At 69.4% G+C, this 13,752-nt stretch carries 13 protein-coding genes; 7 read left to right on the top strand and 6 right to left on the bottom strand.

Annotated features, from left to right (window positions below):
- Nucleotides 1-134 precede the first annotated feature (134 nt).
- The gene (locus HDA40_RS15430) at nucleotides 135-4,058 is read left to right on the top strand and encodes a P-loop NTPase fold protein (protein ID WP_253756306.1); all 3,924 of its coding nucleotides are present in this window, start codon (nucleotides 135-137) and stop codon (nucleotides 4,056-4,058) included.
- Between the two features lie 61 nt (nucleotides 4,059-4,119).
- Here HDA40_RS15430 and HDA40_RS15425 read toward each other — a convergent pair whose 3' ends face one another.
- Both HDA40_RS15425 and HDA40_RS15420 read right to left on the bottom strand, forming a co-directional pair.
- Nucleotides 4,120-4,623, bottom strand: a complete 504-nt coding sequence (locus HDA40_RS15425; RefSeq protein ID WP_253756304.1) for a DUF2795 domain-containing protein — start codon at nucleotides 4,621-4,623, stop codon at nucleotides 4,120-4,122.
- A 113-nt stretch (nucleotides 4,624-4,736) separates the two neighbouring features.
- The gene (locus HDA40_RS15420; RefSeq protein WP_253756302.1) at nucleotides 4,737-5,768 is read right to left on the bottom strand and encodes a lysylphosphatidylglycerol synthase transmembrane domain-containing protein; all 1,032 of its coding nucleotides are present in this window, start codon (nucleotides 5,766-5,768) and stop codon (nucleotides 4,737-4,739) included.
- 120 nt (nucleotides 5,769-5,888) lie between these two features.
- Between HDA40_RS15420 and HDA40_RS15415 the strand changes: the two genes are divergently transcribed.
- Entirely contained in the window at nucleotides 5,889-6,164 is a 276-nt protein-coding gene (locus HDA40_RS15415) for a DUF2630 family protein (protein WP_253756300.1), read from the top strand.
- 17 nt (nucleotides 6,165-6,181) lie between these two features.
- Here the strand turns inward: HDA40_RS15415 and HDA40_RS15410 are convergent, their stop codons facing one another.
- Nucleotides 6,182-6,388 carry a DUF2277 domain-containing protein gene (locus HDA40_RS15410; protein ID WP_253756298.1) on the bottom strand — a complete coding sequence of 69 codons (207 nt, stop codon included), beginning with the start codon at nucleotides 6,386-6,388 and terminating at the stop codon, nucleotides 6,182-6,184.
- Between the two features lie 152 nt (nucleotides 6,389-6,540).
- On the opposite strand from HDA40_RS15410, the gene HDA40_RS15405 reads away from it, so the two are divergent.
- The 3 genes from HDA40_RS15405 to HDA40_RS15395 all read left to right on the top strand — a co-directional run bounded on the left by HDA40_RS15405 (nucleotide 6,541) and on the right by HDA40_RS15395 (nucleotide 9,682).
- Nucleotides 6,541-7,983, top strand: a complete 1,443-nt coding sequence (locus HDA40_RS15405; protein ID WP_253756296.1) for a beta-N-acetylhexosaminidase — start codon at nucleotides 6,541-6,543, stop codon at nucleotides 7,981-7,983.
- Nucleotides 7,984-8,133: 150 nt separating this feature from the next.
- The gene (locus tag HDA40_RS15400) at nucleotides 8,134-8,514 is read left to right on the top strand and encodes a DUF2784 domain-containing protein (RefSeq protein WP_253756294.1); all 381 of its coding nucleotides are present in this window, start codon (nucleotides 8,134-8,136) and stop codon (nucleotides 8,512-8,514) included.
- Between the two features lie 361 nt (nucleotides 8,515-8,875).
- Complete coding sequence (locus HDA40_RS15395) at nucleotides 8,876-9,682, top strand: AAC(3) family N-acetyltransferase (RefSeq protein ID WP_253756291.1); 807 nt, start codon at nucleotides 8,876-8,878, stop codon at nucleotides 9,680-9,682.
- Here HDA40_RS15395 and HDA40_RS15390 read toward each other — a convergent pair.
- The gene (locus HDA40_RS15390; RefSeq protein ID WP_253756289.1) at nucleotides 9,657-10,427 is read right to left on the bottom strand and encodes a hypothetical protein; all 771 of its coding nucleotides are present in this window, start codon (nucleotides 10,425-10,427) and stop codon (nucleotides 9,657-9,659) included. The genes HDA40_RS15395 and HDA40_RS15390 overlap by 26 nt on opposite strands.
- A gap of 76 nt (nucleotides 10,428-10,503) precedes the next feature.
- Between HDA40_RS15390 and HDA40_RS15385 the strand changes: the two genes are divergently transcribed.
- Nucleotides 10,504-11,019 carry a DUF1877 family protein gene (locus HDA40_RS15385; protein ID WP_253763637.1) on the top strand — a complete coding sequence of 172 codons (516 nt, stop codon included), beginning with the start codon at nucleotides 10,504-10,506 and terminating at the stop codon, nucleotides 11,017-11,019.
- 4 nt (nucleotides 11,020-11,023) lie between these two features.
- On the opposite strand, the gene HDA40_RS15380 is transcribed toward HDA40_RS15385, so the two are convergent.
- Together HDA40_RS15380 and HDA40_RS15375 are read right to left on the bottom strand one after the other, a co-directional pair.
- Nucleotides 11,024-11,446: a hypothetical protein gene (locus HDA40_RS15380; RefSeq protein WP_253756287.1), complete on the bottom strand. Its 423-nt coding sequence runs from the start codon at nucleotides 11,444-11,446 to the stop codon at nucleotides 11,024-11,026.
- A gap of 2 nt (nucleotides 11,447-11,448) precedes the next feature.
- Nucleotides 11,449-12,216, bottom strand: a complete 768-nt coding sequence (locus HDA40_RS15375; protein WP_253756285.1) for a hypothetical protein — start codon at nucleotides 12,214-12,216, stop codon at nucleotides 11,449-11,451.
- 367 nt (nucleotides 12,217-12,583) lie between these two features.
- Between HDA40_RS15375 and HDA40_RS15370 the strand changes: the two genes are divergently transcribed.
- Complete coding sequence (locus HDA40_RS15370) at nucleotides 12,584-13,702, top strand: hypothetical protein (RefSeq protein WP_253756283.1); 1,119 nt, start codon at nucleotides 12,584-12,586, stop codon at nucleotides 13,700-13,702.
- Nucleotides 13,703-13,752 lie beyond the last annotated feature (50 nt).

The raw sequence follows: 13,752 nt of genomic DNA, 5'->3' as shown, positions 1-13,752 counted from the left end.
CCCAGGATGGGTCATGAACCGGACACCCGAACAGGAACGCCGCATGATATCCACGTAGTGCCTTCGACAAGTGCGATGGAAGTGCCTTGCCAGAAGGTACAACAAGACCGCAAGGGCGAACGGGGGACGACCGCGTGGCGGAACTGACCAGGCTCGGCGGCGCTGTGGAGAACATGACGTTCCTGCGTCTCGACGGCGAGTTGATCATCGCGGCCAGCCGCAGTCAGGGCGTGGAACTGCGTACGGCGCCGGAGAACGAGGTCATCCGGGTGCTCGCCACCGGGATCGCCGCCCATTCGGTCGCCCGGCTGCCGGGGCGCGACGGCGTACCGGATCGGCTCGTCGTCGGTGGCGCCGATGGTGTGGTGCGGCTCTTCGACCTGGCCACCGGCCGGCAGGCCGCCGCCCAGCAGATCGGCGAGGGTGCGGTCCAGGACGTGGCCGTCGGAGTGCTGGCCGACGGAACCCAGGTCGTCGCGGCGATCCACGACGACGGCGTAGTGCTGTGGAGGCCGGGCGCCACCGGGGTGACCACGCTGCCCGACTCGGCCGGTGGCGGGGATGTGCGCCCGTTCAAGATCTGCGCCTATCGCGCGCTCGGCTCGCAGTGGCTGGCCTGTGCGTACAACGACAACTCGCTGGCCACCTGGGATCTGCACGACCTCGATCGCGGCCGGGTGTCGCGGGAGCCCCGGGTCCACGGCGGCCAGATCTGGTCGCTGATCGCGGTCGACGAACCGGCCTCGGGGTACGTGGTCGCCAGCGGCAGCGCCGACGGCACGGTCAAGCTGTGGATCGCCGACCGCGACGCGGGTCTGCGTCCGGGGCGCACGTTGTACGAGGCCGCGACCGTCCGTCGCCTGCGGTTCGTCCGGGACGCGGAGACGCCGCTGCTGGTGTCGGCCTCGGCCAGCGGCTCGGTGGCGTTGTGGCGCTTCGACGGGCCGACCGACCGGCCGCTCCGGGAGATCACCCGGCACCTCGGCGAGGTCTGGGCGCTGGCCTGCGCGACCACCGCCGACGGCGGCGTGGTGATCGCCTCCGGCGACATGCACGGCCGGGTCGAGATGACCCCGCTGCAGACCGAGCTGATCAGCGACGTCACCGGGCGCGACCTGTTCGCCGCGCCCGGCACGACCTGGGTCGCGGTCAGCGGCGTCACCGCGAACGGGCAGTACGTCGCGTGCGCCGGGGTGGACCAGACGGTCCACGTCCTCGACCCCGACACCGAGATGCCGCCGGGCGGGTTCGACCCGATGAACACCGCCCGGCAGCCGCTCGCCCTGAAGGCGCACGTCAGCACCGTCCGCTCGCTGACCTCGGCGGGCACCGCGCTGAACCCGCACCTGATCAGCGGCGGGGCCGACCGGCGGGTGTTCGACTGGGACCCCGTCTCCGGCGGGCTGCGTACCGAACTGCCGATGGGGCATCAGGGCGAGGTGTGGGCGCTGGCACCCTTTCGTCTGCGGGGCGCTCAGTACGTCGCCAGCGGCAGCGCCGACGGCTCGGTCCGGATCTGCGGACTGTCCGAGGGGGACCAGGCCGCCGTCCTCATCAGCGACTGCGGGGCGGTCAACGCCCTGGTGGCGGTGCCGTACGCCGACGGAGCGCTGCTCACCGTCGCCTCCACCCGGGGCGTACGCGTCGTGGCGGTGCAGAGCCCGGAGGCCGTCTCGGTGGTGTCGAGCCATCAGATCTCGGCGGCCTGCCCGCTCGACGACGGCACCCGGCATCAGGTCGTCACCGCCCGGCCCGACGGCGACACCTGCGTCCTGGAATACGTGGACCCCGTCGCGCGTACGGTCGCCTCCGGGTTCCGGTACACGCACAGCAGCGCTCAGGTCTCGGCGCTGGCCGCCGCCCGGATCGGCCAGGAAGTCCTGATCTTCGGCGGGTTCGACGACGGCCGGGTGATGGTCTGGCAGACCGACGGCACGCCGGTCGGCAAGCCGGTCCGGTTCGGCACCTCGACGGTCCGGGCGCTGGGCGTCGTCGAGATCGCGCCCCCAGACGGCCGTGGCACCGGAGTCACGCGCCCGGCGTTGTTCGCCGCCGACGACGACGGCAGCGTACGCCTCTGGCCGATCGCGACCGGCAGCCTCCTGCGCTCCGGCGGCTCGATCGGATCCGCCGTCCGCCCGGCCTCGATCCTGCTCCAGGATCAGCCCACCGACCTCGACAAACTCTCCCGCGACGGGTTGATCGACACGATCCACTCGGTGTTGATGTCGCCGAGCACCAAACCGCCCGTCGTCGTCGGCATCCACGCGCCGTGGGGCCAGGGCAAGTCGAGCGTCCTCCGCCAGCTGCGCGCCAAAGTGGATCCGCCGGGGGCGCTGGCCGCGGACGCGAAGACCCCGGTCGAGACGACGCACGAACTGCTCGCCCGGCCCGAGGCGGAGACGCCGAAAGGGCTGTTCGCCGGCCGACGAACGAAATGGCAGGGCGGCGTCGTGCGTACCAGACTGACGAGAGCCTGGGCCTGGCGGCAGATCGCGCGGCCCGCGGAGGCCGACCAGCGACTGGAGTACGAGATGCGGCCGCGCGCCGACGCGGACAGCACGGCGATTACCGTGTGGTTCAACCCGTGGATGTACGAGAAGCCTGACCAGGTCTGGGCCGGGCTGACCCGGGAGATCTTGACCTCGATCACGGACCGGCTGCCGCCCGCGCAGCGCGAGCGGCTGTGGTTCGATCTGAACCTGCGGCGGACCGACCCGGCCGCGATGCGCAAGCGCATCCTCGCCAGCTACATCCCCCGGACCCTGGTCGGCATGCTGATCGGGCTGACCGTCGCGACCATCGTGATCATGGGTGTGGTCGCCGTCGGCGTCGCGGCCTGGAACAACACCGACTTCAACGCGCTGCTCGGCTCGGGCGCGGTCATCGGCATCACCGCCGCCTGGATCATCGGCAACCTGGCCTTCTCCAGCTTCAAACAGGTACGCGGCTGGATCTCGCCCGACGTGCTGACCCGCCCGGCCGCCGACGGCGTCGCGGCGGACGACGGCGACCGCGACTGGAAGGCCGCCCGTGACCCGCTGGAGAACAGCCAGCGCGGCTACCTCTATATGCTGCAACACGACGTACGCGAAGTCGTCGCGCTCGCCACCGCCCACTCGCCGGTGATCATCATGGTCGACGACCTCGACCGATGCAGCCCGGCGATCGTCTCGGACACCATCGAGGCGGTCAACCTGTTCCTGAACAAGGCGTTCGGCGACTGCCTGTTCGTGATCGCACTCGATCCGGCGACCGTCGCGGCGCAGCTGGAGACGGTGTACGAATCACTGCGGCGGCGGGCGCACGACGACCCCGCGACGTTCGGCCACCTCCAGCACACCGGGTGGCGGTTCATGGAGAAGATCCTCGACCTGCCGATCCGGCTTCCGCGCGTACGCGATCAGGCGATGGCCTCGTATCTCGACGCGCTGCTCGACGCTTCGCCCGCGCAGGCTTCTCGGGTTCCGGCTCAGCGGGCGGCCGCTTCTCCGCTGGGAACCTTGTCGGAGGGACCGGGAGTGGCGGCTGATCCGGCGGGGTTGGCCGCGCCGTTCGCCGCGCTGGATCCGTCGGCGCCCTCGGACACCGCGACCGGGGCGCAACTCGCGGAGGACCTTGAGCGCCTGCCGCCTGTCCGGCTCGCACTGCGTACGGCGGTGCTGAATCTGCCGCAGCGCAATCCGAGGCAGACCAAGGCCTTCCTCAACCTGTGGCGCTTCTACATGGTCCTCGACTACCTCACCGGGCACCTGAGCAGCAGCATCTCGGCGGTCGAACGGCACAGCATCGAGATGGCCCGGTTCGTCGAGCTGATGGTCCGCTGGCCGTGGCTCCTGGACACCCTCGGTGCGCTTCGCGGCGAGGAGAGTACCGCCGCGCGGACGACGCTGGCGGAGTTGCTGGACTCGGCAGGTGACGAGGAACGCTGGAAGCAGGCCGCCGAGGCCGCCGGGTTGGACGCCGACGACCCCACGATTCGCGGCCTGCGCCGATTGTTCGACCGGCCGGGGACCGACCGCGAAGTGTTCGCGTCGATCGCCGTCCGGTACCTCTAGCCCACCTGGCCGATCTTGAATGGGAGACGTCGCCCAGGCGACGTCTCCCATTCAAGATCAGCTAGAACCGCTCGTCGATCCGCAGTCCGAGCGCGCCCCACAGCTCGCGGGCGTTGGCGTACCGCCCGTCGACGGGCAGCTTCTCCAGCGCCGCGAGCACCTCTGGCGGGGCGTTCTCGGCCTGCGCGGTGTTCACGAGATCTTCGCGGCCCGCTGGGAAATCGCTCTTGTGCAAGAACGACCCCACCCGGGCACGCCAGTCTCGCCGATCGGCGTCGGTTTCATCCCCTTCTGCGACGTCGATACTGCCTTCGAGAGCCCAGTTCGGTTCGGGTTGTCCGTCGCCGGCCGGTTCGGCTTCCCGCCACTCCTCGGTACGCCCGCCGCCGCTGCCTTGAGTCAGCACCCGGGTCTCCCGGGCCATCTCGTCGTCCAACTGGGGGCCGTGTTTGCTGCTCCCACGCTCCATGCGCGGCGCGTACCCGTGGACGGGCGCTTGAAACGCCCCACTCGCAGGTCCCTGCTCGCCCTTGGGCGTCTGCCGTTGGATGCGGATCACTGTCATGCGTGCGATCTTGGACGTGGGATGCACGCGTAACCGTGATCCGCACCTGATCCAGCCGCCTGGAACGGGCGAGCGGCAGCGCGGCGGCGGAACGGCGCGGATCGGGCGCGGGGTTAGACGGCGGCGGGTTCCGGCTCGGCGTCCGCGACCGACGTCGGCGTGACCGCGTCGAGCGCCGGCCCGACCACGTCCAGCGCTGGGGTGACCGCGTCCAGCGCCGCCCGTCCGGCCCGGCGCAGCGCGGTCCAGGCGAGGAAGCCGACCGGGATGATCAGCCAGCAGGAGAGCACGCGGTAGCCGAGGACGGTCGCCGCCGCCGGAGCACTGGCCGCCCCCGCGCCGACCAGCCCGGCGAGCAGGCCGGTCTCGATCACGCCGATGCCGCCCGGGGTCAGCGGGATCTGCCGGACGATCTGCACACCCAGGTAGGTCGCCGCGATCGCGCCGATCGACAGGCTCACGTCGAACGACCGGGCGACGGCGAAGAGGCAGAGCAGGTCGGCGAACCAGTTCACCACTGCGAAGAGCAGTGCGAGGAGCCAGTGCCGGGGTGCGACGTCGTGCGCTGAGCGTACGAGGCGGGCGATCCGGCCGTCGGAGGTCGGGTTCCAGCGCCGCCACAGCACCACGACCAGGGCGGTCAGCCCGACCAGGCTGGCCGCGCCGACGCACACGCTGATCAGCCCGGTGACCGTGCCGCCGATCAGGTAGAGCACGCCCAGCCCGACGAACGACATCACCCCGGACAGCACCATGACCGCGGTCGCCACCGGCTTGCTCGCGCCCTTCGCCCGGAACTGCTGGAACGCGAAGGCGGCGGACACGGCCGACCCGGCGGGCAGGCTGATCGCGATCGCCGACCGGCTCAGCGTCAAGGCCATCGACTGCGGGAGCGTCATGCGTACGCCGAACGCACTGAGCAGTCGCCGTTGCTGACGGGCGAAGTTGGCCAGGGAGCAGAGCTGGGCGACGCTCGCGAGGGCGAACCAGCGGAGGTCCACGGAGTGCGCGGCGTTGATCACGTCGGCGGGGTGGGGAAGGCGGTTCCGCAGCACGAAGAAGACGATCGCGGCTGTGACGGAGTACGCCGCCCACCGCAGCCACTTGCGCGAGGGGCGGGCCGCCGCCATCGCAGCCTCACTCACGTCAGAAAGCGTGCTCCTGGCGTGGCCTGGTCCGCAAGATCGGATGACGGACGCCACATCCGCTGGCAGACTGAGCTACGTGTCCCAGCCGCGCGGGGGACGCCCGACAGGAGGAGCACCATGTCCGACCAGGCCGACAAGCGCCGGCATCTGACCGACGACCAGATCCTCAAGCACATCAACGACCTGGAGACCGAGGAGCGCGAGCTGCGGTCGAAGCTCAGCTCCGGTCAGCTGAACCCGGAGACCGAGCAGCCCCGCCTGGCCGCGATCGAGGTCGAGCTAGACCAGTTCTGGGATCTGCTCCGGCAGCGTCGCGCCAGGGCGGCCGCCCACCAGAACCCGGACGACGCCGAAGCCCGGTCGGCAGCGCAGGTCGAGGGCTACCTGGGCTGAGGACCCAAACCCTACGGCTACCGGCGGACCTGCAGGGAGCCCAGCAGTTCGGCGGTCGCCTGAGTCACGGCTTCGACCGCGCGGTCGAACGCCTCGGCGTTGTGCGCGGCGGGCGCGCGGAAGCCGGAGATCTTGCGGACGTATTGGAGCGCGGCCGCCCGGATGTCCTCCTCCGTCACCAATTCCTGGAACGGCGGGCGCAGCGTCTTGATGCTTCGGCACATGGCCCGATTATCGCGCGGAACACCGACAAACGACCGCCCCGAGAGCCGCCCGACCGTACGCGACCGGCGAGTGCGGCAGCCGCCCCACGATCAATCGTCGACTCTGCGATCATGGTCGAGGAAAGCGCTGTCCCCTCAGCAGGGAGTTCCCCATGCCCGAGCCCGCGATCATCCCTCGTCCGGCCCACGCGATCTTCCCGCCCGGCGTACTGCCGCTGGCCGAGTCCGCCCAGGTCACCGCCCCTCCGGCGATCGCCGGCCTGCTCGCCGAGGTGCTGCCTGGCGTCGGTGGCTCGTTCCAGCTGACCGAGGACGCCGAGCTCGGCCCAGAAGGCTACCGGCTGCGGATCGACGGCAGCGGGGTCGAGGCGCTCGCGACGACCGAGGCCGGCCTGCGCTGGGCGGTGTCCACGCTGCGCCAGCTCGCCCACCCCGACGGCCTCCCGTACGCCGAGATCACCGACGTCCCCCGGCTGCCCTGGCGGGGCGCCCTGCTCGACGTCGCCCGCTGGTGCCACCCGATCGAGTTCGTCCGCGAATTCGTCGACCTGCTGGCCCTGCACAAGCTCAACACCCTGCACCTGCATCTGACCGACGACCAGGGCTGGCGCTTCGAGGTGCACAAGTACCCCCGCCTCACCGAGGTCGGGGCGTACCGGACGGAGTCCAACTCGGGGCATGCCCGGGACGGGAGGTTCGACGGGACCCCGCACGGCGGGTTCTACACCCAGGAGCAGTTGCGGGACCTGGTGACGTACGCCCAGAGCCGGGGAGTCCGGATCATGCCGGAGATCGACCTGCCCGGCCACATGCAGGCCGCCGTCTCGGCGTACCCGTGGCTGGGCAACGACCCCGAACGGCAGCTTCCGGTGCGTACCGCCTGGGGTATCTCGAAGCATGTCCTCAACACCGACGACGCGACGCTGGCCTTCGCCCGCGACGTGCTGGACGAGGTCGTGGCGGTCTTCCCGTTCGAATATGTGCACCTCGGCGGGGACGAGGTGCCGCTCGACGAGTGGACCGTGAGCGAGGCCGCGCAGAAGCGGGTGGCCAACGAGGGCCTCGGCGGCACGGCCGAGCTGCTGGGCTGGTGGATCAAGGAGATGGGCGACCACCTGGCCGGGCACGGCCGCAAGATCGCGGCGTGGGACGAGCTGGTCGAGGCCGCGCCGCCGAAGGACACGCTGATCTTCGCCTGGCGTGGCGCCGAACGGGTGACCGCCGCGCTGGACGCCGGGCACGAGGTGGTCGCGGTGCCGCAAGAATTCGTCTACCTCGATCACTACGAGACGCAGTCGCCGGACGAACCGCTGGCCATCGGCGGGCATACCCCGCTCGACCGGGTCTACGGCTTCGAGCCGGTCCCGACCGGTGCCGCCGGGCGCGTCCTGGGCACCCAGGGCATGCTCTGGAGCGAGTACACGCCCACGCCCTCGCTCGTGCAGTTCCGCGCCTTCCCGCGGCTCGCGGCCGTGGCGGAGGTGGCCTGGTCCGCGGATCGCGACCTGTCGGACTTCCACCAGCGTCTCGACGCGCATCTGGTACGCCTAGAGCAGCGCACCGTCACCGTCAACCGCCTCGGCCTCCCCCGTTGATCATGAACTTTCGGTCGTGATCAACCGGCGTGTCGTGTTCCCAGCACCCTGATCAACTCCGCAACTCCGTGATCACCAGGTCGCCTCGTCACAGTCGTCGGTGCCGACGATCTTGCGCGTGTGGCGCGCCTGCGGGGTTAACCTCGAACCATGGGGTATCGGCTGGTCGCCGAGGCGACCATGGTCGTGCACTTCGGACTGCTCGTCTTCCTCGTGGTGGGCGGGTTCCTCGCCTGGCGCTGGCCGTGGGTGATCTGGCCGCACCTGGCCATGGCGACGTGGGGGCTGACCAGCACGGTCTTCGGCTGGCACTGCCCGCTGACCGCGTTGGAGAGCTGGGGGCGGCGAGGGGCCGGCGAAGCCGGTCTGAGCCGAGGGTTCATCGACACCTACCTGACCGGGGTGGTCTACCCCGCCCGGTATACGACCGTCATCCAGGTTGCCGTCGGGACGGTCGTGGCGGTCTCCTGGGTCGGGTTCGTCCTTCGCCGTCGCCGTTTGCACCGTGAGAAGACATTGACGACTGTTTGAACCGGTCGTCCGTTGACCGGACGGTCATCGAACGTGTCGGGGTCGACGTGGTGGCAGCAGCGCGTTGCGGACCTATGCCACGCCGACCTCGACCGACCGGCGGTTGTACACGCTGTTGCACGACGCCCGATATCGGGGCCGCGTTGTCGTGGCAGAACACCGCCTACAACCATCCGCCGCACCCGTCGTCCTTCCTTGACGACGGCATGAGCACCCACCCGTACCCACCATCTACGTCCGCTGATTCCGTGGCCGGCCCTGCTGCCGAGGCGGGGCCGGCCGACCTTCGACGTCCATCGGTGGCGGTACGCCGCGCCGCAGTTCGACGAGATTCGCCAAGTGTCGCTGATACGCTGACATCGTGAGCGCGGACCACCCCGCACCGTGGACGATTTCCCAGCTCAGGCCGCATGTGCGGCAGCTGGGGGTGGAAGCCGGGCAGACTGTTCTTCTGCATTCTTCGCTTAGGGCCGTCGGCTATGTCTGTGGTGGAGCGACCACCGTCGTCCAAGCGTTCTTGGATGTCCTCGGCGGCGAAGGGACCCTCGTCGTTCCAGCGCAGAATCAGGACTATGTTGATCCATCGCGATGGCCGCATCGCCGGATCAGCGAGGATTACTGGGAACTCATCCGCGCCGAGCTTCCGGGATTCGACCCCGCGCTCACCCCGAGCGTGGGCATGGGCGTGATCGCGGAACGCGTACGCACCTGGCCCGCGGCGTTTCGATCGAACCATCCGAACACTTCCTTCGCTGCGGTCGGGCCGGACGCGCACAAGCTGCTGGACCGCCATGAACTCACCTCGCCGCTGGGCGACGGTTCGCCGCTCGCCGCGATGGAATCCGTCGGTGCGCTGGTCGTCCTCCTCGGCGTCGGATTCGACCGTTGCACCACGTTCCATCTGGCCGAAGCGCGGCTGCCGGATCTGCCCGTGCAGTCGTTCAGCGCCCCTATGGCGACCCCAGAAGGCAGACAGCGGATCACGTACGAGGCCGTGAAGCTGAACGCCGGAGACTTCGCCGCACTCGGCGCTGACTTCGAGCACGACACGGACTCGGTCGTCCGCGGCCGAATCGGTGGTGCGCCGAGCTGTCTGTTCACAATGGAATCCGCGACGGCATACGCCGCAAAGTGGTTCGCGGCTAACCGTCCACCGGTGGCCGGCTGACCTGTGGGGGAATGATCGCGGGGTGCCGGCGTATCGCGGCGATCTTCTTCGCGGTGACGCTGGGCAGCCGGTCCATGAAGGGGAAGACTCGTTCGTGGGTGTCGCCGTTGGCGTCACGGAACACCATCTTTACGTCGATCTGCGCGAACTTGGCCAGCGCCTCCGGCCGGAACCAGGCCACCATCGATCCCTGCGTGTAGTGCGGCACCGGTGAGAAGGGTGCACCTTCGGCGTACCAGCGGACGAAGTAGTCCTGGCCGTCGATCAGCCCACAGCTCTCGAAGATCCGGTTGAGGTCGAACGGCTTGATCCAGTCGCTCGCAGGCTCGGCTGAATCGTAACGGCGGACCGCGTACGCGAAGCGTTTGACGACGGCGTATCCCGGCCCGGCGTTGTACGCCCAGAAGCGCCATCGCGGGCTGTCCGGATCGAACTGGCCGCCTTCGTCGTCGATCGCCAGCCCGATGGCCGGCCGATTGGCCGACGCCCATTGGAGCCGGGCGAAGTAGAGGCCGGCCGCGGCGCCGAGCAGTGCGGCCGAGGTCGACGTGTCCAGCAGGGTCAGCCGCATCGGCCATGAGGCGAGGGCAGTCGGTGCGAGGTTCTCCCGCACGAGGTCCCAGGCCAGATTCGCGGCGAGCAGGACGATGAAGGCGATCGGGATGGTGACGAACAGGACCGATCGCGCGACGATGCGTTGCGTGCCGTAGGCCTCGTCGCGGGGCTTTGCGAGCTGCCCAGCCATTCGCGCTCCCCTCGACGGGGACCAGTGATTGACAAGTGTAACTGTCGTACGCCTCGCCTATGGTGCGCGCGTGGGAATGTATGGCGAATGGGTCCGGCTGACGCCGGCCGAGCTTGAGCGCGCGCAAGAGGACCTCGACTGGGCCCACCGATACGCCTTGGCGCAGTCGAAGGCCGAGAGCGAGAACGGCGAGGAGCTGCCGGTGGCGCAGCGGCGATCGTTCGGGAGTGACAAGACCTGGCACGCGTTGCTGTTCTTGTTGGCCCGCCGGGATTTCCCGATCGACATCATCACCGGGGAGTGGTTCTTCACGGAGGACACCGAGGACGAGTCGCAGTACTGGGGTTATTCGCCGCCGGGGTTCCTCCAGCCTGAGGAGGTTCAGCGGGCGTCGGCGGCGCTGGCCGAGCTGACCGCCGAGGATCTGATCCGCGGGGTCGACCAGGCCGAGCTGGAGGCGGCCGAGATCTATCCCAGCGTCTGGGGCCGTCCCGGTGAGCTGGAGTGGGCGGTCTGCCACTTCCCGCACGTCAAGGAGTACTTCGCGGCGGCGGCGAAGGACGGTGACGCCGTCGTCTGCTGGATCTCGTGAGGTTCTAGTGCCGTGGTCTTCGGCGTGCCGCCATCACTGCCAGCTGGGCGAGGTCTCGGGGTCGTCGGAGCATGCGTTTGGTTGCCTCGACGACCTCGAGGCGGACGAAGCGGACGCCGTCGATGACATCGGCCTCGTCGATCAGCGTGGTGGCACGCCAGCGCGGCGGGAACCATTCGTCGAAGAACTCCAGGTGCCCGTGGAACAGGCTGACCTGGGCCGAGCCGCTGATCGGCGCGCGGGTGAGCGAACCGATCCGGCAGACGGTCCGCCAGGCCTCGCCGCGCGCGATCACGTCGATGTCACGAGGATCGTCGATCCAGCCCCGGGCGTACAGGGGGCCGCTGCCCGCGACGGCGAAGTCGTCGGAGGGCAGGTTCAGCGCCGCGAGTTCGCGGAAGTACCGGTGGTCACGGAATCCGGCCATGGCTACACCGGGGAAAGGCCCAGGGCCAGGCGTACGACGACGGCTGTCATCGAGGCCACGAGCAGGCTGGAGAGCGTACCCACGAGCACGTATTCGCCGAAGCCGGAGGGATGTTGGTCCACGTTGGGCAGACGCGTCAACGACTTGGCGGCGATGGCCAGCGCTGCGGCTTCGGGGTGGCCGCCGGCGACGAAGGTGAAGACGAGTGTTCTCTCGATCCAGCCAATGTAGGCGCTCGTCGGGACGATCTGATGGATGTCCGCGCCCCGTTCGGCGAGTCGGCGGATGAGCGGGCGGACCGTCGCCGCGACGAAATCGCCGCCGGTGAAGACGGCGAACAGCAGTCCCGAGACGATGATCGCCACCCGATCGTCGGCCAGCAGGCGGCCCAGCTCGTCGAGCGATCGCCCGCCGAAGTGCACGGCGGCGACGACCGGCAGGAGCAGGAGGAGGCCGGCCAGGACGTAGACGACCTGCCGGTGGGACTGCCAGATGCGGTGCGCCATCCGGGCGAGGTCGTCGCGGTCCGGCGTCTGTTCGGCGGTCGACGCGCGACGGCGTACGCCGATCTGGGCGGCGACGCCGATGGCGACGACGCCGAACCAGGTGGCGATCGCCGTGCCGAAGAGAAGCGCCGGAAAAATGGCATATGCCGCATACGCTGCGGTGAAAAGACATCGCAGCCCGATGTTGGTATGCCGCGCCGGCAGGCCGAGCGGCAGCGCCACGGCGACCAGGATGCCGAGCCAGAGGCGAACAACGTCGATCACTGCGCCACGGTAATCGACTGGCGCAAATGGAAGCGCCGAGGCGGTAGCTCTTGGTGGGCAGGTGGTGACCCACAGTGGAGTCGTCGAGCCGGCGTAAACGATCGTGGTAAGGGGATGATTCGGGTCCGATCGGGCGAGCCCGATCGGCCGATATCGGTGGCAGGAATTTCCCAGCTCAGGGTCATAGCTCAATCAGGTGATGTCGATAGCATGGTCCAGATAGGTCGGCGCAGCGGAAATGCCGGACATGACCGAAAAATCAGCGCCGCGCGCCGTGTCACCGCGCGCGTAGATAGCCCTGCCACAGTGTGACTCAGGTCACCCCTAAGGGGTTTGCGACCACGTTTTACCTGCTTAAAGTCGACCAATGCGCCCCCAGCATGACGACCATGACGGTCGACCCAGCCCTCGTACGCAGCCCCCCAAACCCGATCTCTGGACCGACACCCAGACGTTCTTCCTCGACCGCATTCGGGAGGAGCGAACCGACGGAGAGACCGGCCGGCACCGGCTGGCGAAATCGGCGAAGCCGGCGGACGCGAAGCCGACGGACGCGAAGCCGACGGGTTCGATGCCGGTGGACGCGATGACGCGAGACGCGATGACGCGAGACGCGAAGCCGCGAGACGCGAAGGCTGGAGACGAGAAGCCGAGGCGCGCGAGGAAAGCCACCGGCAAGGCGGCGACCGCCGAAGCGACCCAGCTGGCGACGGAGTCGGCGGAGCGATACCTGACCCCGGCCGGGCCGCTGACCCCGGGCGTCGCCCCCGTACGCACACTGCACGGCTCGGCGAAGGCCGGTCGCGTCGTCGCCCTCGGCCTGATCGCGCTGCTCGGTGTCTCGGTCGTGGCCAGCCAGCGGGGTACGCCGGCGCAGCTGGACAACGCGGCGCAGCAGCTCGCCGACCGGAACTCCGTCGCCAACGCCGCCGACCGGTTCGCCCCTCGGGTGGCGGAGTCGACGTCGGCCAGCCCGGCGCCGAGCGCGACGGTCAGCGCGACGCCCTCGCCGTCGCCGACCGTGAAGAAGGTCGTGACCTCGGTCAAACCGGTCGCCGGGCTCGACCAGAAGCAGATGAACAACGCGCTGACCGTCGTCAAGACCGGGCAGCAGCTGGGCGTGGCGCAGCGTGGGCTGCTCGTCGGCATCATGACCGCCATGCAGGAGAGCGACCTCTACAACCAGGCCAGCTCGGCTGTGCCGGAGTCGCTCGACTACCCGCACGAGGGCAGCTCGGTGGACTACGACTCCTGCGGACTGTTCCAGCAGCGGACCAGCATGGGCTGGGGCACGGTCAAGCAGATCATGAACACGACCTACTCCTCGACGAAGTTCTTCCAGGCGCTGAAGAGGGTCTCCGGCTGGCAGAACATGGAGCTGACCCTCGCGGCCCAGGCGGTTCAGGGCTCGGCCTATCCGTACGCGTACGCGAAGCACGAGGCGACCGCCCGCAAGGTCCTCACCGCGATCCTGGCGGCGCTGTAAGCGTAAAGCCGATGCCGCTGTAAAGCTGATCGTGGCGGCGCTGTGAAGCC

The sequence above is a fragment of the Hamadaea flava genome (genome assembly GCF_024172085.1).
Taxonomy (GTDB): domain Bacteria; phylum Actinomycetota; class Actinomycetes; order Mycobacteriales; family Micromonosporaceae; genus Hamadaea; species Hamadaea flava.
Note: the sequence above shows the minus strand (reverse complement) of the source record. Positions and strands in the feature narration are given on the sequence as shown.

Coding starts and splice junctions, on each gene's coding strand:
- HDA40_RS15425 (WP_253756304.1), bottom strand. CDS start 4,623: ATGACAGTGATCCGCATCCAACGGCAGACGCCCAAGGGCGAGCAGGGA.
- HDA40_RS15415 (WP_253756300.1), top strand. CDS start 5,889: ATGTCCGACCAGGCCGACAAGCGCCGGCATCTGACCGACGACCAGATC.
- HDA40_RS15410 (WP_253756298.1), bottom strand. CDS start 6,388: ATGTGCCGAAGCATCAAGACGCTGCGCCCGCCGTTCCAGGAATTGGTG.
- HDA40_RS15405 (WP_253756296.1), top strand. CDS start 6,541: ATGCCCGAGCCCGCGATCATCCCTCGTCCGGCCCACGCGATCTTCCCG.
- HDA40_RS15400 (WP_253756294.1), top strand. CDS start 8,134: ATGGGGTATCGGCTGGTCGCCGAGGCGACCATGGTCGTGCACTTCGGA.
- HDA40_RS15390 (WP_253756289.1), bottom strand. CDS start 10,427: ATGGCTGGGCAGCTCGCAAAGCCCCGCGACGAGGCCTACGGCACGCAA.
- HDA40_RS15385 (WP_253763637.1), top strand. CDS start 10,504: ATGTATGGCGAATGGGTCCGGCTGACGCCGGCCGAGCTTGAGCGCGCG.
- HDA40_RS15380 (WP_253756287.1), bottom strand. CDS start 11,446: ATGGCCGGATTCCGTGACCACCGGTACTTCCGCGAACTCGCGGCGCTG.
- HDA40_RS15370 (WP_253756283.1), top strand. CDS start 12,584: ATGCGCCCCCAGCATGACGACCATGACGGTCGACCCAGCCCTCGTACG.